Source organism: Kitasatospora sp. NPDC088264 (assembly GCF_040685715.1).
Classification (GTDB): Bacteria; Actinomycetota; Actinomycetes; order Streptomycetales; family Streptomycetaceae; genus Kitasatospora.
Genome location: NZ_JBFBIR010000022.1, coordinates 50,165 through 75,109 on the forward strand (window position 1 = coordinate 50,165; position 24,945 = coordinate 75,109).

General features: G+C 75.5%; 4 protein-coding genes. All 4 read right to left on the reverse strand.

Features of this window, described 5'->3' with window-relative positions; translation table 11 throughout:
- Positions 1–9: 9 nt before the first annotated feature.
- The 4 genes from AB0O82_RS19260 to AB0O82_RS19275 are packed head-to-tail and all read right to left on the reverse strand — an operon-like array spanning position 10 to position 24,814.
- Positions 10–4,620, reverse strand: a complete 4,611-nt coding sequence (locus tag AB0O82_RS19260; RefSeq protein ID WP_363585124.1) for an amino acid adenylation domain-containing protein — start codon at positions 4,618–4,620, stop codon at positions 10–12.
- Between the two features lie 11 nt (positions 4,621–4,631).
- The gene (locus AB0O82_RS19265; RefSeq protein WP_363585126.1) at positions 4,632–17,102 is read right to left on the reverse strand and encodes an amino acid adenylation domain-containing protein; all 12,471 of its coding nucleotides are present in this window, start codon (positions 17,100–17,102) and stop codon (positions 4,632–4,634) included.
- Positions 17,099–23,443 (reverse strand): amino acid adenylation domain-containing protein, encoded by a 6,345-nt coding sequence (locus AB0O82_RS19270; protein ID WP_363585128.1) that lies wholly within the window; start codon positions 23,441–23,443, stop codon positions 17,099–17,101. The genes AB0O82_RS19265 and AB0O82_RS19270 overlap by 4 nt, the downstream gene beginning before the upstream one ends.
- Positions 23,444–23,461: 18 nt before the next feature.
- On the reverse strand, positions 23,462–24,814 hold the full coding sequence (locus tag AB0O82_RS19275) for a serine hydrolase domain-containing protein (protein ID WP_363585130.1): 1,353 nt from the start codon (positions 24,812–24,814) through the stop codon (positions 23,462–23,464).
- Between the last annotated feature and the right edge of the window lie 131 nt (positions 24,815–24,945).

Below are 24,945 nucleotides of genomic sequence, written 5' to 3' on the forward strand. Positions count from 1 at the left end.
CCCGGCCGGTCATCCGCAGGCCCGGACGATCTCGCGCAGGGCCTCGTGCATGCGCTGGAGCAGGGCGGTGGCCGCCGCCTCGTCGAACCGGCCGCCCGCGTACACGCAGGACAGCTCCATCCGGCCGCCCTCGACCGCGGCGGCGACGTCCAGCTCGTAGGTGCGGGTCTCGCCCGGCTCGTGGTCGCCGCCGCCGTGGTCCAGGTGGCGCAGGATCAGCCGGTCCCCCTCGGGCAGCTGGTTGTCCCACTGGCCGAGGTAGTTGAAGCCGATCCGGGCCCTGGGCACCGGGACCAGCAGGTCCTCCCGGGCCTCGACGGCCGCCGCCAGCCGCAGGACGCCGTGGCCGATGCCGCGGCGCGGGACGGCCCGCAGCCGGCGCTTGGCCACCCGGACGGCGGCGGTCGGCGCCAGGTCCGCGGGCACGTCGAGCAGCACCGGGTAGATCGTGGTGAACCAGCCGACGGTGCGGGACAGGTCGACGCCGTCCAGGATCTCCTCGCGGCCGTGCCCCTCCAGGTCGATCACGGTGCCGCCGTCGCCGGCGTGGCCCTGGGCGGCGAGCGCCTGGGCGAGGGCGGTCAGCAGCACCTCGTGGACCTGCGCGCGCAGCACGCCGGGCACCCGGCGCAACAGCGCCTCCGTCTCGTCCCCGGTCAGGGTGTGCCGCGCGGTGCGGCGGTCACCGAACCGGCCGGTGTCCAGGTGCTCCCCGGCGGGCTCGGGCAGCGACCGCCAGTGCGCCAGCTCGTCGTCGAAGCCGCCGGTCAGGGCGTGCTCGCGCAGTCGGCGGGACCACTGGCCGAAGGAGGTGGAGCGCGGGGCGGGCCGCACGGGCCGGCCGGCCGCCAGGTCGGCGTAGGCGGAGCGCAGGTCGTCGAGCAGGATGCGCCAGGAGACGCCGTCGACCACCAGGTGGTGCGCGGTGAGGAACAGCCGGGCCGGGCGGTCCGGTCCCAGGTCGGCCAGGACGGCGCGCAGCAACGGCCCGTCGGCCAGCCGCAGGCCGCTCTGGGCCTGCCGGAACGCCTCGGTGGCGCGCTCCTCGGCGTCCGGCGCCCCGGCGAGGTCGAGCCGCTGGAAGTCCCAGCAGCCGTCGGCCTCGACCGCCACCTCCTGGGACCAGGCGCCCCCGGCGTCGCGGGTGTAGCGGGCGCGCAGCATGTCGTGCTGCCCGACCAGCGCGGCCAGGGCTGCGCGCAGGGCCTCGGCGTCGGTGCCCGGGACGAGTTCGAACAGCAGCGACTGGTTGAAGTGGCCCGGGTTGACGGTGTGGTGCTCGAAGAACCACTGCTGCACGGCGGTCAGCGGCACGGGCCCGGTGCGGTACGGGTCCTCCTCGGTCGGCCCGCTCTCCCCCGTCCCGGCGGCCTTGGCGAGCGCGGCGACGGTCTTGTGCTGGAAGAGGTCCCGGGCGGTGAAGTGCAGGCCCTCCTGGCGAGCCCGGGCGACCACCTGGGTGGAGAGGATGGAGTCGCCGCCGAGCAGGAAGAAGTCGTCCTCGGCGCCGACGTCCTCGATGCCCAGCACCGAGCGGAACACCTCGGCCAGCGCGGTCTCCACCGGGCCGGTCGGCGGGGTGGAGACCCTGGTCAGGGCCTCCCGGGCGTCCGGCAGGGCGTCCCGGTCGACCTTGCCGTTGGTGGTGAGCGGCATCGCGTCCATCGGGATCAGCGCGGCCGGCACCATGAAGGCGGGCAGTTCCTCGGTCAGGGCCTCGCGGACCTCGCGGACCGCCTCGCCCCGGTCGCGGCCGGGCGCGGCGACCAGGTAGCCGACGAGCTGCTTGCCGCGGTCGCTCTCGCGGACCACCACGGCGGCCTGGTCGATCGCGGGGTGGCGCTGCATCGCCGACTCGATCTCGCCGGGCTCGACCCGGAAGCCGCGGATCTTGACCTGGTCGTCGGCGCGGCCGCGGAAGTCGATCCGCCCGTCGGGCAGCCAGGCGCCGAGGTCACCGGTGCGGTAGAGCCGGGCCCCGGGGTCGTCCGCGAAGGGGTGCGGGACGAACCTCTGCTCGGTCAGCTCCGGGCGGCCCAGGTAGCCCTGGGCGACGCCGCGACCGCCGAGGTGGATCTCGCCGGTGACGGCGGGCGGAACCGGGTTGCCGTGCGGGTCCAGCAGGTAGACCTCGGTGTTGGGCAGCGGCCGGCCGATCGACAGCCGGCTGCCGGCCTCCTCGTCCTGGACCTCGAACATGGTGGCGCCGACGGTGTTCTCGGTCGGGCCGTAGCCGTTGATGAAGCGGTGGACCCGCGACCACTTGCGGGCCAGGCCGACCGGGCAGCGGTCGCCGACGGCGAGCACCACCGAGCCGGCGGGCAGTGCCTCGGGCTCGACCGCCGCGAGGGCCGCGGGCGGCAGCGCGAGGACGGTGGGCCGGCCTCCCGCCATGGCGCGCAGTTGCTCGCTGCCCAGCGCCTCGGACTCGTTCGCCGGGAGGGCGAGCGCCGCGCCGGAGACGAGGGCGAGGAAGGTCTCCCAGACCGCGCCGTCGAAGCTGGGCGAGGAGAGCTGGGTCACCGTGTTCTCGGGGCCGGTGCCGACGATCAGCCGGGAGGCGTTGACCACGTTGGTCAGGCCGCCGTGGCCCAGCAGCACGCCCTTGGGCGTCCCGGTGGAGCCGGAGGTGTAGACGATGTAGGCGAGCGCGTCCGGCCCCACCCGGTCGCCCTCGGGCACCGGTCCGGTGTGCGCGTCGAGCTGCGGGCGCAGGTCCTCCAGGATCAGCGGCTCGGCGGCGGACTCGCCCGCGTCGGCGGCCAGCGCGCGTTCGGTGAAGACGAACCCGGCGCCGGTCTCGGCCAGCATCAGCTCCCGGCGGGCGGCCGGGAAGCGCGGGTTCAGCGGCAGGAAGGCGGCGCCGGCCTTGAGCACCGCGAGGGTGGCGGCCACCTGGTCGGGACCGCGCTCGCAGCAGACGCCGACGACGTCGCCGGGGCGGGTGCCGCGGGAGCGCAGCACCTCGGCCAACAGCCCGGCCCGGCGGTCGAGTTCGGCGTAGCTGAGCCGCTCGTCGCCGCGCACCACCGCGAGGCCGTCGGGGCGTTCGGCGGCCCGCTTGGCCACCAGCAGGTGCACCGGGTCCTGTTCGGGGAAGGCCACCGGGTTGCGGGCCCAGTCCACGGTGAGCCGGTTGTGCTGCTTCGGGTCGAGCAGGTCGAGCCGGCCCAGCTCCTGGTCGGGGTCGGCGGCGATCGAGCCGAGCAGGGTGGTCAGGTGGCCGGCGAAGCGGCGCACCGTGGCCTCGTCGTACAGGTCGGTGCTGTACTCCAGGGCGGACCAGAGGCTGCCGTCGGGGCGCTCCTCGAAGGCCACCACGAGGTCGAAGCCGGTGCTCGCCTGCGGCAGGGCCAGCTGCTCCATGGTCAGCCCGGGCAGGTCGAGGACCGCCTCGGGGGCGTTCTGCAGGACGATGAGCACCTGGGCGAGCGGCATCCGGCTGGGGTCGCGCTCGGGCTGGACGGCGTCCACCACCCGCTCGAACGGGACCTCCGCGTGGTCGAAGCCGGCCAGCACGGTGTCGCGGACCTGGCCCAGGAAGTCCCGGAAGCCCAGGCCCGGCTCGGTCCGGGCGCGCAGCACCAGGGTGTTGAGGAACAGGCCGACCAGGTCGGCGAGTTCGGGCTCGTCGCGGCCGGCCACCGGGGTGCCGATCGCGACGTCCTCCTGCCGGGAGAGCCGGGCCAGCAGCAGCTGGGTGGCCGCGGTGAGCGTCATGAACAGCGTCGCCGCGGCGGACTCGGTGAGCTCGCGCAGCCCGGCGACGGTCTCCGCCGGGACGCTGAACTCGTGGAAGGCGCCCGCCCCGGTGGGCACGGCGGGGCGCTGCCGGTCGGTCGGCAGCTCCAGCACGGGGACGCCGTCGAGCTGCTCGCGCCAGTAGTCGAGCTGCTCGTCGAGCCGCCCGCCGGAGGCCCGCTCGCGCTGCCACACCGAGTAGTCCGCGTACTGCGGCCCCGGCGCGGGCAGGTCGGGTTCGCGCCCCTGGAGCGCGGCCGCGTAGTACTGGCCCAGCTCGCGGGTGACGATCGACAGCGACCAGCCGTCGTGCGCGATGTGGTGGATGCTCAGGACGAGCACGTGCTCGCGGTCGGAGAGCCGGACGAGGAGGGTCCGCAGCACCGGGCCGGTGCGCAGGTCGAAGGGCCGGCCGGCCTCCTCGCGGACCAGCCGCAGCAGTTCCTCCTCCCGCTCCTCGGGCGTCCCGCCGCCGGCCTCCACGACCGGCAGCGGGATGTCCACGCTCGGGTGCGGGACCTGCACCGGGACGCCGTCCACCTGGTCGTAGGTGGTGCGCAGCGCCTCGTGCCGGTCGACGACGGCGGCCAGCGCGCCGTGCAGCGCCGCGCGGTCGAGGTCGCCGCGCAGCCGCAGTGCGAAGGAGGAGTTGTAGCCGACCGACTCCGGGTCGAACTCGTACAGGAACCACATCCGCTGCTGGGCGAAGGACATCGGCAGCGGGCGGGAACGGTCGGCGGGGCGCAGCACGGTGCTCGCGGCGGCCTCGGGGGCGGGCGCCTCGGCGCCCGCCAGGCGGTCCCGCAGCAGGGCCCGCAGGTGCTCGGGCAGGGCCGCGATGCGGTCCTCGCGGGACGTGGACGTCTGGGTCTCACTCATGTCGGTTGCCCCTACTCCGCCGCCGGCGCCGACTGGCGCGCGGCCTCTCGCTCCAGTTCCTCCAGCAGCGCGTCCTCGACGAGTCGCGCCACCCCCGCCACGGTGGGGTTCTCCAGGAGGCTGCGGAAGGCGATCCGGATGCCGAAGGTCTGCTTGATCCTGGTGATCGCCTGCACGCTGGTCAGGGACTGCCCGCCGAGGGCGAAGAAGCTGTCGTGCGCGCCGACCCGCTCCACGTGCAGGGTCTCGGACCAGATCCCGGCGATCAGCTTCTCGGTCTCGTCGCGCGGCTCCACCCACTCCTCGGCGGCCTCGACGACCGTCTCGGCGGGGTCGGGCAGCGCGGCCCGGTCGATCTTGCCGTGCCGGGTGAGCGGGAAGGACTCCACCTCGACGAAGGCGGCCGGCACCAGGTGGGCCGGGAGCCGCTCGGCGAGGTAGCCGGCGAGCTCGGCGGCGCCGGGGACGCCGCCCGCGGCCGGCCGCAGGTAGGCGACCAGGCGGGCGTGCTCGGCCTCGCCGCGGACCAGGACGACGGACTCGGCGACGCCCGGGTGGGCGTCCAGGGCCGCGGTGATCTCGCCCGGCTCGATCCGGTAGCCGCGCAGCTTGACCTGGTCGTCGAGCCGGCCGAGGAACTCCAGCCGGCCGTCGGACAGCCGGCGGACCCGGTCGCCGGTGCGGTACAGCCGCTCCTTGGGGTCGAACGGCGCGGCCAGGAAGGCCTGTTCGGTCAGGTCGGGGCGGCCCAGGTAGCCGCGGGCGAGGCCGTCGCCGGCCAGGTACAGCTCGCCGGGCGCGCCGACCGGGGCGAGGTTGCGCTCCGGGTCCAGGACGTAGGCCCGGACGTTCTGGACGGGCAGGCCGAGGACGGGCCGGGGGCTGTCGGCGACCCGGCAGACCAGCGCGTCCACGGTGGCCTCGGTGGGCCCGTAGAAGTTGTAGGCGATCAGGTCGGACTGGGCGCGCAGCCGGTCCCACTGGGCCTGGCCGATCGCCTCGCCGCCGAGTGCCGCGCCGCGCAGCGGGTGGGTGCCGGGGGCGAGCAGTCCGGCGTCGTCGAGCTGGCGGAACCAGGACGGGGTGGTCTGCAGGAAGTCGATCCGCTGCTCGGCGCGGTAGGCGACCAGGGCGTGCGCGTCGCGCCGCACCTCGTCGTCGACCAGGTGCAGCTCGTGGCCGGCGACCATCCACAGCACCGGGTTCCAGGAGGCGTCGAAGGACGCGGGCGCCAGGTGGGCGACCCGGACCTGGCGGTCGCCGCAGGCCTCGCGCAGCGGCTCGAAGACCGTCCGCAGGTGGCTGTCGAGCAGGTTCGCCAGGCTGCCGTGCTCGACCAGCACGCCCTTGGGCTTGCCGGTGGAGCCGGAGGTGTGGATGACGTAGGCGGCGTGCTCCGGGGCGAGGTCCGGGTCGGGGGCGGTGGCGGGCCGGGCCGCGATCGCGTCCCGCTCGCGCTCCGGGACGACCAGGGCGACGTCGGCGGGCAGCGCCAGTGTGGTGCTCGCGGCCTCGTCGGCGATCACCACCCGGGGCTTGACGTCCTCGACCAGCAGCCGCAGGCGCTCGGCCGGGGCGGCCGGGTCCAGCGGGGTGTAGACGCCGCCCGCCTTGAGCACCGCGAGCAGCGCGGTGATCAGGCCGGGGCCGCGCCGCAGGCAGACCGCGACCGGCACCTCGGGGCCGACACCCTGGTCGGCGAGGTGGTGGGCGAGCCGGTTGGCCCGCTCGTCCAGCTCGGCGAAGGTGATCCGCTCGCCGCCGTGGACCAGGGCGACGGCCTGCGGGGTGGCGGCGGCCTGGCGGGCGAACCGCTCGGGCACCAGGGCGTCGGTGGTGAGCGCGGTGGCGGTCTCGTTGTGGCCGGTGAGCAGCCGCTCCCGGTGGGCGGGGGCCAGCGCGCGCAGCTCGGCGAGGGTGCGCTCGGGCTCGGCCGCGATCTCCTCCAGCAGGGCGCGCAGGTCGCCGGTGACCCGGTCGGCGGTGTCGGCGTCGAAGAGCCCGGGGTCGTAGGCGAGCCGGAAGGAGAGCTGCTCGCCGGCGAAGACCGCGAGCACCATGGCGTAGCTGGTGGGCTCCTGGGAGCGCACGTCGCGGATCCGGATGCCCTGGTCGGAGCCCAGTTCGCCGTCGAAGGGGTAGTTCTCGACGACCACGTAGCTGTCGAACAGGTCGACCCCGGCGGGCAGCCCGGTCCAGCCGCGGATCTGGGCCAGCGAGACGTACTCGTAGCTGCGGGCCTGGACCTGGTCGCGCTGGAGGTCGCCCAGCCAGTCGAGGACGGGCTGCTCGGGGCGGACCTCGACCCGCACCGGCAGGTTGTTGATGAACAGGCCGATCATCGACTCGACGTCGGGCAGGTCGGCGGGGCGGCCGGAGACGGCCGAGCCGAAGCAGACCTCCCGCTCCCCCGCGTAGCGCGAGAGCGTCAGCGCCCAGGCGCCCTGGGCGAGCGTGTTGGTGGTGAGCCGGTGGCGCCGGGCGACCTCGGCGAGCCGCTCGGTGACCTCGGGCTCCAGCTGGAAGACGCTGGTCGCCTCGCTGCCCTGGCGGGCCGCCTCCTCGCCGGCCCGGTCGGCCGGCAGCGCGGTCGGGGCGGTGAAGCCGTCGAGCAGTTCGCGCCAGTAGCGCTCGGCGTCGGCCAGGTCCTGCTCGCCGAGCCAGGCGACGTAGTCGCGGAACGGGCGGCGGGCGGCCGGGCCGGGCCGGTCGTGGCCGGTGAGCCGGAGGTAGTCGTCGACCACCTCGGAGACCAGTTCGGCGCTGCTCCAGCCGTCCAGGAGCAGGTGGTGCGAGGTCCAGACGACCCGCAGGGCGCCGTCCGGCTCGTCGATCAGGGCCAGGCGCATCAGCGGCGCCACGGCCAGGTCGATGCCGCGGGTGCGGTCCTCGGCGAGGTACGCGGCGAACCGCTGCTCGCGCTCGGCCGCCGGCAGGGCGCTCCAGTCCAGCCGCTCGACGGGCACGGTGACGTGCTCGCGGACCACCTGGAGCGGCTGGTCGGTGTCGACCCGGGCGAAGGCGGTGCGCAGCATCGGGGTCCGGTCGGCGAGGCGCTGCCAGGCCTCGGCGAAGGCGTCCGCGTCCACGCCGCCCTCCAGCAGGAAGGACAGCTGGCCGAGGTAGACGCCCTCGCCCTCCTCGGTGAGGCTGTGGAACAGCAGGCCGTGCTGCATCGGCGTGGCCGGGTAGAGGTCGGCGATCCGGCCCAGGGCGGTCAGCTCGTCCAGCAGCGGCTGGTCGACCCGGGCGAGCGGGAAGTCCGAGGGGGTGGCCCCGGAGGCGGCGGCGCCGGCCTCGCGGCAGTGCGCGACGATCCCGCGCAGGGCCTCGACGAGCTGGTCGCCGACCCGCTGGACGGTCTCGGTGGTGTGGGTCGCGGTGGAGTGGAACAGCTCGAAGCCGAGCTTGCCGTCGCGCACGTACGCCACGATGTCGAGCGGGTACTCCAGCAGTTCCCCGGGCGCCTGCTCGGTGCCGTAGCCGAGCCGCACGTCGTGCAGCAGGCCGCCGTCGTGGCCGTCGACGACCCGGCCGAGGTAGTTGAAGCCGACCTGGGCGCGGGGGCCTTCGGCGAGCAGCTCGCCGGGCGCCCCGGCCGGGCTGAGGTGGCGCAGCGCGCCGTAGCCGATGCCGCGCTGGGGGACGGCCCGCAGCTGCTCCTTGACGGAGCGGAGCCGGGCGCCCCAGTCGGCGCCGTCGGCGGTGTCCAGGGCGACCGGGAAGGAGGTGGTGAACCAGCCGGTGGTGCGGCTCAGGTCGACGTCGTCGAAGATCTCCTCGCGGCCGTGGCCCTCCAGGTCCACCAGGACGGCGGAGCGGCCGGTCCAGTCGGCGAGCACCCGGGCGAGCGCGGTCAGCAGGACGTCGTTGACCTGGGTGCGGTAGACCGCGGGGACCTCGCGCAGCAGCGCGTCGGTGCTCTCCGCGTCCAGGCCGACCCGGACGGCGGCGGCGGTGGCGACGGTCGGGGTGCCGGTGAGGTCGGCGGGCAGCGGCTCGCCGCCGGCGCGGCCGGCCGCGAACCAGTGGTCCAGCTCCTCGTCGAAGCCGCCGACCGCGGTGTGCTCGGAGAGCCGGCGGGACCAGTCGAGGAAGGAGGTGCCGCGCGAGCCGAGGTCGACCGGCCGGCCCTCGGCGGCCTGCCGGTAGGCCGTCTCCAGGTCGCCCAGCAGGGTCTGCCAGGAGACCGCGTCGACCACCAGGTGGTGGGCGGTGAGGAAGAGCCGGGCGCCGGCGGTGCCGCCGAGGTCGGCCAGCACGGCCCGCACCAGCGGGCCCTCGGCCAGGTCGAAGCCGGACTGGGCGGCGGTGGCGGCGGCCAGCAGCGCGCCCTCCGGGTCGGCCTCCAGGGTGAGGTCCAGCCGCTCCAGCGGCCAGCCGTCGCCGGGGGCGGCGATCTCCTGCTGCCAGCGGCCGTAGACGGTGCGGAAGCGGGTGCGCAGGGCGTCGTGGTGGGTGAGGAGGGCGTCGAGCGCGGTGCGCAGGTGCGCCTCGTCGGGGAGTTCGCGCAGCTCGGCCAGCACGGACATGGTGCTGTGCTGGGGGGCCTCGGTGTGGTGGTGGAAGAAGGCGCGCTGGATCGGGGTCAGCGGCGCCCTTCCGGTGACGGGTTCGGTGTTCACGCCGGCCGGCTCCTCGGGTTCGTGGGTCGAGATCGCCGCGGCGATCCCGGCGATGGTCTGGTGGCTGAAGATGTCCTGCGAGCTGAGGCGCAGTCCCAACTGCCGCGCCCGGGAGACGACCTGGATGCTCAGGATCGAGTCACCGCCCAGGTCGAAGAAGTTGTCGTCGACGCCGACCTCGGGCACCCGGAAGACCTCCGCCCAGAGCCCGGCGAGCGCCTGCTCGGCGGGGTTGCGGGGGGCCGTCCTGGTGGTGACCGGGCGGTCGTCGGCGGCCGCGGCCGGCAGCGCCCGCCGGTCCACCTTGCCGTTGGCGTTCAGCGGCAGCCGGTCGAGCCGGACGAAGGCCTGCGGCACCATGTGGCGGGGCAGCGAGCCCTCCAGGTAGCGGCGCAGTTCGGCGCTCTCCGGTGCGGTGCCGGGCCGGGGCACGACGTACCCGGTCAGGACGGCGCCCGGCTCGGAGCGCAGCGCCGCGACGGCCTCCAGGACGTCGGGGTGGCGGCGCAGGACGGCCTCGATCTCGGCGAGTTCCACCCGGAACCCGCGGATCTTGACCTGGTCGTCGCCGCGGCCGAGGAACTCGACGTCGCCGGTGGGCAGGAAGCGGGCCTGGTCGCCGGTGCGGTAGAGCCGGCCGTCGGGGTGGGGCGTGAACGGGTCGGCGGAGAAGCGCTCCTCGGTGAGGTCGGGGCGGCCCAGGTAGCCCCGGGTGACGCCGGTGCCGCCGAGGAAGAGCTCGCCGACGACGCCGACCGGCAGCGGCTCCAGGTCCGCGTCCAGGACGTACATCCGGGTGCCCGGGATGGGCCGGCCGATCGGCACGGACGCGACGTCCGGCAGGCTCTGCGGGGTGACGGTGAAGTACGAGGACTCGACGGTGGCCTCGGTGACGCCGTAGGAGTTGAGCACGACGGTGCCGGGGGCGACGCTCTTCAGCAGCCGCCGGCAGTCGTCGGTGCGCCAGTTGTCCGAGCCGACGGCCAGGTAGCGCAGCGGCGGGAAGGCCCGGCCGCTGCGGGCGGCCTCGTCGGCCAGCGCGTTGGCCAGCGAGGGCACCGTCTCGACGTGGGTGACGCGCTGGCGCTCCATCAGGTCGAGCAGGCGCACCGGGTCGGTGGTGGCGTCCTTCGGGCAGAGCACCAGGGCGCCGCCGGTGGTCAGCGCGTGCGTCAGGTCGGAGACGAAGACGTCGAAGGCCATGCTGGCGAGGTTGAGCTGGCGGACGGGGCCGCGGTCGAGCCGGTAGGCCTCGCGCCAGGCGGCGGCGGCCCGGGCGACGCTGCGGTGCTCGACCGTGACGCCCTTGGGCTTGCCGGTGGAGCCGGAGGTGTAGATGACGTAGGCGAGGTTGTCCGGGGTCACCTCGGTGCTGGGCGCCTCGGCGGGCCAGCTGTCGATCTCCTCGCGGTCGGCGTCCAGGCAGAGCACGGTCGCGTCGCACAGCGGGAGCCGCTCGGCGAGGTCCCGCTGGGTGACGAGCATCGCGGCGGCGCTGTCGTCCAGCACCAGGCTCAGCCGCTCGGCGGGGTGGGTGGGGTCCAGCGGCAGGTAGGCGGCGCCGGCCTTGAGGACGCCGAGGGCGGCGACGACGGTGTCCGGGCCTCGGTCCAGGCAGATGGCGACGACGGTCTCCGGGCCGATGCCCTGGCCGACGAGGTGCTGGGCCAGCCGGTTGGCCCGGGCTTCCAGGTCCGCGTAGGTCAGCACGGTCTCCTCGAAGACCACCGCCTCGGCGTCCGGGGTCTGCTGCGCCTGCTCGGCGATCAGCTCGTGCAGGCAGGCGTCGGCGCCCGGGGTGCCGGTGTCGTTCCACTCGTACAGGACGCGGTCGCGGGCGCGCAGCGACAGCATCGGGACGTCGCCGACCCGCTGGCCGGGGGCGGTGGGCATGCTGCCGAGCAGGACGGCGAGCTGGTCGGCCAGCACCTCGGCCTGGGCGCGGTCGTAGAGCGCCGGGTCGTAGGAGAGCAGCAGGGTCAGCGAGCCGTCGTCGTCGTAGGCGGTGAGGTCCAGCGTGAAGCTGGTGGTGTCGACGGCGCGGACGTCGCTGAGCCGCAGTCCGTGGCGTTCGGCGGCGGCCCCGTTGCCCGGGTAGTTCTCGAACACCACCAGGGTCTGGAACAGCGCGCTGCCGCGCGGGACCTTGCTGCTGCGCTGGATCTCGGCGATCGAGGAGTACTCGAAGCGCCGGGATTCGGCCTGCTCGGCCTGGAGGGCCGCCAGCCACTCCACCAGCGGGGCGTCCTGGTCGACCTCGGTGCGCAGCGGCAGGGTGTTGAGCAGGTTGCCGACCATGGTGTCGGCGCCGGGCAGCTCGGTCGGGCGGCCGGCCACGGTGGTGCCGAAGCAGACGTCGCGCTGCCCGGAGTGGCGGGCCAGCAGGATCGCCCAGGCGCCCTGGACGGCGGTGTTGAGGGTGAGCCGGTGGCGGCGGACCATCGCGACCAGCGCGTCGGTCTCGGCGCCGGACAGGCCCACCCGGACCTGCCCGGCGGACTGGGACTCGTGGCCCTGGGGCACCGAGCGGCCGAAGGGCAGCTGGGTCGGCGCGTCCAGGTCGCCCAGCAGGGCGCTCCAGTGGGCGGCGGCCGCGTCCTTGTCCTGCCGGGCCAGCCAGGCGACGTAGTCGCGGAACGGCCGGCGCTCGGGCAGCGCCGGGGCCTTGCCCCTGCCGTCGGTGAGCGCCTGGTAGGCGGCGAAGAGGTCGGCGAACAGGTGCGAGGTGCTCCAGCCGTCCAGGACGGCGTGGTGGAAGGTCCACACGACGCGGACGGTCCGCTCGTCCTCGCGGGCGAGGGCGAGGCGCATCAGCGGCGCCCGGGACAGCTCGATCCCGGTGGCGCGCTCCTCGTCGATCAGCGCCTTGAGCCGGCGGTCCAGTTCGGCGGCGGGCAGGCCGGTCCAGTCGAGGCGGCGCACCGTCAGCCGGGCGGAGCGCTCGACCACCTGGACGGGCTCGGGGACGCCGTCCCAGACCAGCCGGGTGCGCAGCGCGGGGGTGCGGTCGACCACGTGCTGCCAGGCGGCGGCCAGCGCGTCGACGTCGCGGACGCCCTCCAGCCGGAAGGCGACGTGGTCGGAGTAGGCACCGACGCCGTCCTGGTTGAGGGTGTGGAAGAGCATCCCGCTCTGCATCGGGGTCAGCGGGTGGATGTCCTCGACGGTGGAGCCGGCCGGCACCAGCCGGTCGACGGTCGCCTGGTCGAGGGTGAGCAGCGGGAAGTCGCCGGGGGTGGCGCCGCCGGCGCCGGGGGTCAGGCAGTGCTCGACGAGTTCAGTCAGGGCCGCCGCGAAGTCGTCGGCGAGCCGCTGCACGGTGGCCTGGTCGTGGCGCTGCGGCGCGTAGTGGAAGTCGAAGGTCAGCACGCCGTGCCGGACCTCGCCGACGATGTCCAGCAGGTGCGGCCGCTCCTCGTCCGGGTGGTGGTCCAGGCCGTAGTCGGGTTCGACGGCGCGGAACAGCTCGCTCCCGGCCGCGGCGTCGCTCCACTGGCCGAGGTAGTTGAAGCTGACCTGGGGCTGCGGCGCCGCGGCCAGGGCGGCGGCCTGCGGCTGGTCGCCGCGCAGGTAGCGCAGCGGACCGTAGCCGGCGCCGCGGCCGGGCACGGCGCGCAGCAGTTCCTTGGTGTCGCGGATGAGCCGGCCGAGCGGGCGGTCGGCCGGGGACTCCAGCAGCACCGGGAAGATCGAGGTGAACCAGCCGACCGTCCGGGAGACGTCGGTACCGTCCAGGATCTCCTCGCGGCCGTGGCCCTCCAGGGTGATCAGGGTGCGGGCCCGGCCGGTGAAGCGGGCGAGCGCGCGGCCGAGCGCGGTCAGCAGGACGTCGTTGACCTGGGTGCGGTAGACGGCGGGCACGTCCTGGAGCAGTTGCCGGGTCCGCTCGGCGTCGAGGCCGGCGCTGACGGCGAGGGTGTCGCCGACGCTGTTGCGGCCCTCCCGGTCGGTGGGCAGGTCGGCGGAGCCGGCCGGCACCGGGCGGGCCCAGTGCGCCAGCTCGTCGTCCAGGCCGCCGTCCTGGGTGAAGGCGGCGAGGCGGCGCGCCCAGCCGCGGTACGAGGTGCCGGCCGGGCCGAGGTCGACGTCCTCGCCGCGGACGGCCTGCCGGTAGGCGCTCTCCAGGTCCTCCAGGAGGATCCGCCAGGAGACGCCGTCCACGGCCAGGTGGTGCACGGTGAGCAGCAGCCGCGCGGGCTCGCCGACGCCGTGGTCGAACAGCAGGGTGCGCACCAGCGGCCCTTCGGCCGGGTCCAGCGAGGCCTGCGCGGCCTCGGCGAGGGTGCGCATGGCGGCGGCGCGCTCCCCGGGGGCGGCCTGGTCGAGGGTGATCCGCTCGATCCGGGCCTCGGCCGGCACGGCGTCGGCGTCCGGCGCGCTGACGGTCTGGACCCGCCGGCCGTCGGGGCCGGTGGCGAAGCGGGTGCGCAGGGCCTCGTGCCGGCGGACGAGGCCGGCCAGGGCGCGGGCCAGCGCGGGCTCGTCGACCGCGCCGTCCAGGGTGATCAGCACGGACTGGTTGAAGTGGTGGGCGCCGCGGGTGTGGTGGGCGAAGAACCACTCCTGGACGGGGCCGAGCGGGGCCGGCTCGTGGTCGTCGGCGTCGGCCTGGACGACCGGGGCCTCCTCCACCGGGCGGGCGGCGCGGGCGAGGTCGGCGAGCGACTGCCGGGAGAAGATGTCCTTCGAGGTGATGACGAGTCCGGCCCGGCGGGCCCGGGCGACCACCTGGATGCTCAGGATGGAGTCGCCGCCGAGTTCGAAGAAGTTGTCGTCGACGCCGACCTTGCCGATGCCGAGTACCTCCGACCAGACCTCGGCGAGCGCCTGCTCGGCCGGGTCCTCGGGGGCCCGGTAGTCCTCCCGCTCCAGGGGGGCGTCCGGCGCCGGCAGGGCCCGGACGTCGACCTTGCCGTTGGGGGTGAGCGGGAAGGCGTCGAGGGTGGCGAAGGCGGTCGGAACGCTGTAGGAGGGCAGCCGCTGCTCGGCAAAGGCCCGCAGGTCCTGCGGCGCGATGACGGCGCCGGGCTCGGCGCGCAGGTAGCCGACCAGCCGCTTGTGGTCGCCGTCCGCGAGGGCGACCACCAGGGCCTCGGCCACCGCGGGGTGGGCCTCCAGGACGGCTTCGACCTCGCCGGGCTCGATCCGGTAGCCGCGGACCTTGACCTGGGTGTCGGCGCGGCCGAGGTACTCGACCAGGCCGTCGGCCCAGCGCACCACGTCCCCGGTGCGGTACATCCGCTCGCCGGGCTCCGCCGCGAACGGCGAGGGCTGGAAGCGCTCCTCGGTCAGTTCCGGGCGGCCCAGGTAGCCGCGGGCGACGCCGGGGCCGGCGATCCAGAGCTCGCCGGGCGTGCCGGGCGGGACGGGGCGGCGGCGCTCGTCGAGGACGTACACCGCCGTGTTGGAGATCGGGCGTCCGATCGGGATGGCGCGCACGCCGTCGGTCTCGCGGATCAGGTGGGAGACGGCGAAGGTGGTGGTCTCGGTCGGGCCGTAGCCGTTGACCAGCCGCTGCGGCGGGGCGCCGCCGGCCAGCAGTTCGGCGATCCGGCGCGGGTTGAGCGCCTCGCCGCCGACCAGCAGGTGGCGCATGCCGCCGAAGGCGGTGGGCTCCAGGCCGACGACCTGGTTGAAGACGCCGGCGGTGAGGAACATCGCGGTGGCGCCGGTCGAGCGCAGTGCGGCCGCGAAGGCCGGCGGGTCGAGCAGGACGTCCTTGGTGATGACGGCGATCCGCGCCCCGGCCACCAGCGGGCCCCAGAACTCGAAGGTCGCCGCGTCGAAGGTGGCGTCGGCGACCTGCGCCACCACGTCGTCGGCCGCCAGCGGGGCGTAGTCGGCGCCGCGGACCAGCCGGACGATGGAGCGGTGCTCGACCACGACGCCCTTGGGTCGGCCGGTGGAGCCGGAGGTGTAGATGACGTAGGCGGCGCTCCGCGGCCCCGCGTCGGTGGCCGGCGGGCCGGCCGGGAGGGCGGCCAGCTCGGCGGTGCGCTCGGCGGGCAGCAGGGCCGGGACGGCCAGGTCGGGCAGCCGTTCGAGCAGCTCCCGGTCGGTGACGCAGAGCGCGGCCCCGGTGTCCGCGAGCATGAACTCCAGCCGGTCGGCCGGGTAGTCCGGGTCCAGCGGCACGTAGGCGCAGCCGGCCTTGAGCACGGCCAGCAGGGCGACGACCAGGCCGGTGCCGCGGGGCAGGCAGACCGCGACGTGCTGGCCGGGGCGGGCGCCGTGGTCGAGCAGCAGCCGGGCCAACCGGTCGGCCCGCTCGTCGAGCTGACGGTAGGTCAGCTCACCTTCGGCGGCGGTGACGGCGACGGCGTCGGGGGTGGCCGCGGCCTGCTCGGCGACCAGCGAGTGGACGGTCCGGTCGGCCGGGTAGGGCACCCGGTTCTCGGCCCAGTCGCGGGTGACGGTGTCGAGTTCGGCGGCGGTGAGCAGCGGCAGGTCGCCGACCGGGCGGTCGGCGTCGGCGGCGACGCCCGCCAGCAGGAGCAGCAGCCGGGTGCAGAGCGCGTCGATGGTCGAGGCGTCGAACAGGTCGGTGTTGTACTCCACCGTCCCGCCCAGCGTGCCGTCGGCGGCCGGGGTGAACTCCAGCGTCAGGTCGAAGATGGAGGACACCGAGGGCGCGCGGAACTCCTCGACGGCCGGGCCGCCGAAGTCGGGCAGGGCGCCGGGGTCGTTCTGGAGCACGAGGGCGGCCTGCACCAGCGGGGTGCGGCTCGGGTCGCGCTCGGGCTGGATCTCGTCCACCAGGCGGTGGAAGGGGACGTCCTGGTTGCTGAGGGCGTCCCAGAGCTGGTCGGTGGTGCGCTCCAGCAGGTCGCCGAAGGCCTCGTCCAGGTCGATCCGGCCGTGCAGGACCAGGGTGTTGACGAAGAAGCCGACCAGCGGCTCCAGTTCGGTGCGGTCGCGGCCGACCGACACGGTGCCCAGGCCCACGGTGCGCTGGCCGGTGTGCCGGGCCAGCAGCACCTGGGTGGCGGCGGCGAGCACGGCGAAGAGCGTGGTGCCGCGTTCGGCGCCGAGCGTGTCGAGCCCGGCGGCGACCTCGGCGTCGACCTGGAAGGCGTGCAGGGCGCCGACGGTGGTGCGCACCGCCGGGCGGGGCCGGTCGGTGGGCAGCTCCAGCGGCTGGATGTCCGCCAACTCGTCACGCCAGTAGTCCAGTTGCCCGGACAGGCGGTCTTCGGTGCAGCGCTCGCGCTGCCAGCGGGAGTAGTCGCGGTAGCTGACCGGCAGCGGGGCGAGGGTGTGCGGTCGGCCCTCGACGGCGGCCCGGTAGAGCTCGCCGAGCTCGCCGGTCAGCAGGCCCTTGGACCAGCCGTCGGCGGCGATGTGGTGCAGGTTGAGGAAGAGCGCGTGGTCGTCCGGGCCGTGCCGCACGACCGTGGAGCGCAGCAGCGGGCCGCTGGCGAGGTCGAAGGGGGTGGCGAGTTCGCGGCGCAGCAGCGCGGCGAACTCGGCCTCCCCCTCCTCGGCGCCCAGCGCGCTCAGGTCCACCGGCTCGGTGTCCGGGGCGTAGGCGGGCCGGACCTCCTGGCGGGCCACGCCGTCCTCGGTGGTGAAGACGGTGCGCAGCGGCTCGTGCCGCTCGACCAGGCCGGTCAGCGCGGTGCGCAGCGCGGCCAGGTCGAGGCCGCCGCGCAGCCGGAGGCCGAAGGAGGTGGTGTACTCGACCGCGTCGGTCTCGAACTCCTGGAGGAACCAGAGCCGTTCCTGGCCGAAGGAGAGCGGGGCCGGGCCGTCGCCGCCGGGCCGGATCGCGTCGCGGTCGCCGCCGCCGCCGGCCGCCAGTCGCTGCCGCAGGATCTCGTCGGCGTCCTGGCCCTCGCTGTGTCGCTGGTCTGTCATCGGTTGCTCCCCCGCGCGCCACCGCGCGTCGTCGTCCGGTCCGCCGGTGTCCGGCGCACGTCTTCGAGTACTTGCTTGCGGACCTGGTCCGCGAGGGCCGCCACGGTGCGGGCGGCGAACACGTGCCGGGCCGAGACCCCGACGCCGAACACCTCCCGGATCCGGGCGGTGACCTGGAGGGTGAGCACCGAGTTGGCGCCGTGGTCGAAGACGTTGTCCTCGGCTCCCACGACGGGCACGCCCAGCACCTCGGCCCAGATCCCGGCCAGCGCCGCCTCGGTCTCGTCCCGGGGCGCGGTGGGCTCGGCGGCCGGCCGCTGCTCCTCCGGCTCCGGCAGGGCCCGCCGGTCGATCTTGCCGCTCGTGGTCATCGGGAACGCGTCCAGGACGATGACGACCGGCGGGACCATGTAGCCGGGCAGCCGCTCGGCGAGCCGGGCCCGGATCTTCTCCGGGTCGGCGGTGCCGTCCGCGGGCACCACGTAGCCGGTCAGCACGGTCTGCCCGGACGGCTGGGTCCGGGCGACCACCGCGGTCTGCTCGACGCCCTCGTCGTCGAGCAGCGCGGTCTCGATCTCGCCCAGCTCGATCCGGTAGCCGCGCACCTTGACCTGGTTGTCGATCCGCCCGAGGAATTCGAGCGTGCCGTCGGGCAGCCAGCGGACCAGGTCGCCGGTGCGGTAGAGCCTCGCGCCGGCGGTGGCGGCGAGGTGGTCCGGGACGAACCGCTCCTCGGTGAGCTCCGGGCGGCCCAGGTAGCCGCGGGCCACCCCGGCGCCGCCGACGTACAGTTCGCCGGGCACGCCCACCGGGACGGGCTCGCGGTGCTCGTCGAGCACGTAGCCGGTGGTGTTGGCGATGGGCCGGCCGATCGAGGGCAGCCGCCCGACCGGGGCGTCCTCCTCCGCCTCCAGCACCGTGCCGGTGGTGAGCACGGTGGTCTCGGTCGGGCCGTACAGGTTGGACAGCGCCATCGTCGAGCCGCGCGGCAGCCGGCGGCGCACCACGTCGGCGCCGGTGAGGATGTGGCGCACCCGGCCCTGGTGCAGTGCGGGCTGGTCGAGCAGGGCCTCCAGGCGCGGCGCCGGGATAAGGATGAGGGTGATCCCCTGCTCGACGATCCAGCCGGCGAGCAGGTGCGGGTCCTCCAGGACGCGGTCGGAGGCGAAGCGGACCTCCACGCCGCAGGCGAGGGCGCCCCACTGCTCCAGCACCGTCGGGTCGAAGCCGGGCGGCACCATCTGGGTGGCCCGGTCGCCGGGCCCGGCGTCGAAGAAGTCCCGGTACCAGTCGCACAGGTTGACCACGCCGCGGTGCTCGATCAGCACGCCCTTGGCCTTGCCGGTGGAGCCCGAGGTGTAGATCACGTACGCGAGGTCGGACGGGCCGACGGCGACCTCGGGCGGCCCGTCGTGCGTGCCGGGCCCGGTGTCCTCGACGTACAGCACCTCGACGCCGTCCGGCGCCTCGGGCCCGGGCAGGTCGCGCTGGGTGAGGAGCACCGGCACCCCGGCGTCCTGGAGCACGTAGACCGTCCGGTCGTCGGGCAGTTCGGGGTCGAGCGGCAGGTAGGCGCCGCCGGCCTTGAGCACGGCGAGCTGGGCGATCGTCATCTCGGCGGCGCGCCGGGTGCGGACGCCGACGACGGTGCCCGGGCCGACGCCGCGGTCGGCCAGCCGGTGGGCCAGCGCGTCCGTCAGCGCGTCGAGTTCGGCGAAGGTCAGGCTGCGGTCCTCGGTGGTGACGGCCGCGGCGTCCGGGGTGCGCCGGGCCTGGTCGGCGACCAGCCCGTGGATGGTCGCCGTGTGGAACCGGGCGCCGGTCGCGGTGGCGTTCCAGCCGGTGGTGACCAGCCGGCGTTCCTGCTCGTCCATCAGCGGCAGCTCGTCGACGAGCCGGTCCGGGTCGGCCGCCGCCATGCCCTCCAGCAGCACGGTGAGGTGGCGGGCGATCCGGGCGACGGTCTCCGGGTCGAAGAGCGCCGTGCTGTACTCGACCAGGCCGCCGAGCCGCCCGTCGCGCTCCTCGAACTCGAAGCCGATGTCGAACAGCGCGTGCATCCGCGGCAGGGCGCTCTCCTCGACCCGCAGGCCGTCCGGGCCGGGCAGCGCGTCCTGGGCCCGCTTGAGCATCAGCGCGGCCTGGATCAGCGGGGTGCGGCTGGGGTCGCGGTCCGGCTTGAGCTCGTCGATCAGCCGGTCGTACGGCAGGTGCTGGTGGGTGAAGGCCTCCAGCACGCCCTGCCGGACGTCGGCCAGGAAGGCCCCGACGGTCGTGTCGGGGGTGGTCCGGGCGCGCAGCACCAGCGTGTTGACGAAGAAGCCGAGCACGTCCTCCAGTTCGCTGTGCTCGCGGCCGGAGACGATGGTGCCCACGGCGACGTCGCGCTGGCGCGCGTACCGGGACAGCAGCAGCTGGACGCCCGCCGTGAGGACGGTGAACAGGGTGACGCCCTCCCGGCGGCAGAGCCGGGTGAGGGCGGCCACCAGCTCGGGGCTCAGCTCGAAGGAGTGGCCGGCGCCCCGGGTGGCGCGGGTGGCGGGCCGGGGCCGGTCGGTCGGCAGCTCCAGCGGCACCACGCCGTCCAGCCGGCGCTTCCAGTAGGCGAGGTCGGCGGCCTCCCGCGCGCCCCGCTCGCCGTGCTGGTGCACGGCGAAGTCGGCGTACTGAAGGGGAAGTTCGCTCAACGCGGCGGGTCGGCCGGTGGCCTCCTGGCCGAGCAGGGCGACGAGCTCGCGGGCCATCACCTCCTTGGACCAGCCGTCGGTGACGACGTGGTGCATGTCGAGGACGAGCAGGTGTTCGGCGTCGGCCAGCCGGATCAGCCAGGGGCGCAGCAGCGGGCCGCCGCGCAGGTCGAAGGAGCGGCTCAGCTCGGTGCGCAGCAGCTGGTCGAGGTCGTCGACGCGCCCCTCGGCCGCGAGGTCGGTGAAGCGCACCGGCCGGTGGGCGGGGGCGTGGACGACCTGCACGCCCTGGCCGCCCTCGGTGGCGAAGGTGGTGCGCAGCGCCTCGTGCCGGGCCACCAGCGCGTCGACGGCGCGCCCGAGGGCGTCCCGGTCGAGCGGCCCGGTCAGCCGCAGGCCGAGCGGCGAGTTGTACTCGGTGCCCTGGGACTCGTAGTCGTACAGGAACCAGAGCCGCTGCTGGCCGTAGGAGAGCGGCAGCGGCCGGTCGCGGTCGACCGGCACCAGCCCGGCCCGGCGGGCGGGCTCGCTGCCCAGCCGGCCGGCCAGCCCGGCGACGGTGGGCGACTCGAACAGGGTGCGGATCGGCACCTCGACGTCCAGCACCGAGCGGATGCGCCCGATCAGCCGGGTGGCGAGCAGGGAGTGGCCGCCGAGGTCGAAGAAGCTGTCGTCGACGCCGATCGAGGCGACGCCGAGCACCTCGCAGAACAGGTCGCAGAGCTGCTCCTCGCGGGCGCTGCGCGGCCCGTGCCCGCTGCCGGTCGCTGCGGTGCCCGGGTCCGGGAGCGCGGCCCGGTCGGTCTTGCCGTTGGGGGTCAGCGGGATCCCGGGGATCGGCACCACCACGGCCGGGACCATGTAGCCGGGCAGCGTGGCGGCGGCGTGCGCGCGCAGTTCGGCCGGGTCGGCGCCGCCCTCGCCGGCCGGCACCACGTAGGAGACCAGCCGGGTGTCACCGGCCGCGTACTCGCGGGCGACGGTGACGGCGCGGGCCACCGCGGGGTGCTGCTCCAGGACGGCGTCGATCTCGCCGGGCTCGATCCGGAAGCCGCGGACCTTCAGCTGGAAGTCGGCGCGGCCGACGTACTCCAGGTTGCCGTCGGCGGCCCAGCGGACGATGTCGCCGGTGCGGTACATGCGCTCGCCCTCGGCGCCGTACGGGTCGGGCAGGAAGCGGTCCCGGGTGAGGTCCTCGCGGTGCAGGTAGCCGGTGCCGACGCCGTCCCCGGCGATGTACAGCTCGCCGGCGGCGCCGATCGGCACCAGGCGCAGCGCCTCGTCGAGGACCCGGACCCGGGTGTTGCCGATCGGCCGGCCGATGGTCGGCGCGCCGGGGCGGTCGTCCAGGCGGGCGGCGGTGGACCAGATGGTGGTCTCGGTGGGCCCGTACAGGTTGGTGACCTCGCTGCCGAGCGCGCGCATCCGCTCGGCGAGGGCGGCCGGCAGGGCCTCCCCGCCGACCAGCATCCGCAGGCCGCGCAGCGCCTGCGGGACTTCGTCGCACAGGGCCTGCCAGAGGCTGGGGGTGGCCTGCATGATCGTGGTGCCGGTGCGGCCGACCAGGGTGCCCAGCCCGGCGGGGTCGGTGACGGTCGCGCGGTCGGCGAGGACCACGGTGGCGCCGCCGACCAGCGGCAGGTAGAGCTCCAGGGCGGCGATGTCGAAGGCGATCGTGGTGACGGAGGTCCAGACGTCCTCGGCCGTGAGCGGGAAGAGGTCGGCCATCGAGACCAGGAAGTTGGTCAGCGCGTGGCGGCTGATGACGACGCCCTTGGGCCGGCCGGTGGAGCCGGAGGTGTAGATGACGTAGGCCGGGTCGGCGGCGGTCGCGGCGGGGCCCTGCGGCCCGGCGGGCTCCGTCGCCAGCCTGGCGCGCACCTGCTCGTCGTCCAGCAGCACCCGGTGGGCGGCGGTGGCGGGCAGCCGCCCGGCCGTCGCGCTGTCGGTGACCAGCGCCGAGGGGGCGGCGTGGTCGAGGATGTAGCCGATCCGGTCGGCCGGGTAGTCGGGGTCGAGCGGCACGTAGGCGGCGCCGGTGCGGGCCACCGCGAGCAGGGCGACGACGAGGTCGGCGGAGCGCGGCAGCGCCAGGGCGACGAGCCGGCCCGGGGCGGCGCCGTGGCGGCGCAGCTCGCCGGCCAGCCGCTCGGCCCGGTCGTCGAGTTCGGCGTAGCTGAGCACGGTGTCGCCGGCGATCAGGGCGGTCCGCGCGGGCTGGGCGGCGGCCCGGGCCCGGAACAGCGCGGAGACGTCGGAGTCGGGCACCGGCCGGTCGGTGGCGTTCCACGCGGTCAGCAGGGCGTGCCGCTCGGCCGGGTCCAGCACCTCGTAACCGTCCGGGTCGGCGTCCGGCGCGGCGACGGCGGCGGCCAGCAGGCGCGGCAGCGCGTCGGTGAGCCGCCGGACGGTCTCCGGGTCGAACAGCTCGGTACTGAAGGTCGCGGCCAGCCGCAGCCCGGAGCCGTCGGGCGCGCTGCGGAAGCGCAGCTGGAGGTCGAACGGGGAGTGCTGGCGCGGCAGTTGGGCCACCTGGGCGTCGAGCGGGCCGAAGCCGAGCCGGGCGGGCAGGTCCTCGGCGAGGTCGAAGGCCACCTGGGCCAGCGGGTGGCGGTTGAGCGCGCGCTCGGGCCGCAGCTCGCCGACCACGGTCTCGAACGGGACGCCACCGTGGCGCCGGGCCGTGGCGGCGACCGCCGCGCAGTCGCCGACCAGCTCGCGGAAGGAGGCGCCGGGGCGGCGGACGACCCGCAGCACCACCGGGTTGGCCAGCGGGCCGACCACGGCGGCGCGCCGCCCGCCGTCGCGGCCGGGCAGGCTGCCGATCAGCGGGACGTCGGCGCCGGCGCCGAAGCGGCCGAGCAGCGCCACGACGGCGGCGTGCAGCACCGCCTCGACGCCTGCGTCGCAGTCGGCGGCCAGGTCGGCGAGGGCCGCGGTCAGCGGGCCGTCCAGCTCGTTGCGGTACTCGTCGGCGGCGTAGCGGGTGACGGCCGGGCGCGGCCGGTCGACGGGCAGGTCGAGCTGCGCCGGCGCGCCGTCCAAAGTGGCGCGCCAGTGGGCGAGTTCGGCCGCGGCGTACTCGGTGGGCCGCTCGGGGGCGCCGTTCAGCTCCCGGTCGGCGGCGGCGGCCGCGGCGTACTGCGGGGCGGGCTCGGGCGCGCCGGGGGCGGCCGGGGCGGTGGCCGCCGCGTACGCCCGGGCCAGGTCGTCGACGATCACGGCGAGCGAGCGCTCGTCGGCCGCGATCTCGTGCACCGTCAGGACCAGCACGTGGGCGTCCGGCCCGGTGGCGAGCAGCCGGGCCCGCAGCGGGGGCTCCCGGGTGAGGTCCAGGCCCTGGCCGGCCGCCCGGGTCAGCGCCTCGTCGAGCTCGTCGGGGGCGACCGGCTCGGGCCGCAGCCCGGCGAACGCCCCGCCGTCGGGGGCGGGTTCGGGGCGGCAGCGGCCCTCGGCCTCGCGGTGCACGGTGCCCAGCAGCGGATGCCGCCGGACCAGGGCGTCCAGCGCGGCGCGCAGCTGCTCCGGACCCAGGCCGCCGACCAGCCGCAGCGCCACCGTGTGGGTGTGGCCGGCGGCGCCCTCCTGGAAGCGGTTCAGGAACCACAGGCGCTGCTGCGCCGGCGACAGGACACTGTCGTTGGTGATCGTCACGTTCGCTCTCCAGCCTGTTCAGGCGACGCGTCGCAGGACGCGGCCGCCGAACTGCATGTGGTCCGCGCGCCCGGTCTCCGGGTCGAGCAGGAAGCGGCCGAGGTGTTCCACCTCGGGCAGCCGCGGGTGCCGGGCGGCGAAGAAGCGCTCGCCTCGGCCGGTCAGGTCGTACTCCATCCCGTCGTCGTCGACCAGGACGGTGGCGCCGGGGTGCGCGCCGTCCGCCGCGTCGGCGCCGGGGCGGATCCGGTACACGGTCTCGCCGTTGGCCCACTGCCCGACGCGGTCCGACAGGTCCTGCGCGGCGCCGGCGGCGGGGCCCGGCGCGTAGCCGGCGACGTCCACGCCCTCGGCCCGGAGCTGGGCCAGCAGGTCCTGCCAGGCGCCGAGGCCGGCCGCGGAGTCGGCCTGGAGGGCGATCACGGTGCCGCGTTCCGGCTGGATCCGCAGGTGGCAGGTGGCGCCCGCGCCCACGCCGTCGAGGCCGAGCCAGCGGTCGGCGCCGTTGCCGTACCGGGCCCAGCCGTGGCCCCAGCCGTCGGCCAGGCCGAACGGCAGGGTGTCGAAGGGCGGTTCGGCCAGTTCCCGGACGGCCTCCTGGTCGAGCAGGGCGGCGTGCGAGGCGTCGCGGTCGTCCAGGTGAAGCCGGGCGAACGCGACCAGGTCGGTGACGGTGCCGGCGATCGCGGTGGCGGGGGCGAGGTCGCGGGGGATCTCGCCGACCGCCAGGAAGGCCGGCTCGATGTCCAGCGGCCGGAGCAGGAAGTCCGTCACGGCGTTGCGCCAACTCACCCCGGCGGCGGCCTCGATGACCTTTCCGGCCAGGGCGAACCCGGCGTTGGAGTACGAGAACGCGGTGCCGGGGGCGAACAGCGGGCCGGCCGCGACGGCGGCCCGCAGCCCGCCGTCGCCGGGGCCGTCGCAGACCATCCCGGAGGAGTGGCTGAGCAGGTGACGAGTCGTCAGTCTCAGCTCGGCGAAGGGTGGTTCGGTCAGGTACTCGCCGACCGGCAGGTCCAGGTCGAGGTCGCCGTCGAAGGCCAGCTGCATGGCCAGCGTCGCGGTGAAGAGCTTGGTGAGCGAGGCGAACGGCGCGGCGGGCGCTGGCCCGGGCTCCGCACCCGCCTCGGCGACGTGGAGTTCGCCGGCGTCGTAGAAGGCGCACCGGAGGGAGCGCACACCGTGTTCGCGCGCGAGCCGTCCGGCCTTTTCACGCCATGACTGTGAATTCACTAAAACCCACCCACCGCATTCACCGGAATCCGAAAAAGGCGCAGCACAACAGCCCCGTTCGGCCGTGTTCCGTCCACGGCTCGTCGGTACGGGGATTACGCAAAAGGGGAATTCGCTCTGGTGAATGCAGGCTAACACCGGGCGGCGGGGCCGGTCAGGGTCGTTAAGCGGCAGCCGAATGACCCTGGTTGCCGCACTGCGAAACGCCGTTCGACCTGCCCGGAAACCCGAAAACGCCGATGGGGTCCGCGGTCGCGGACCCCATCGGC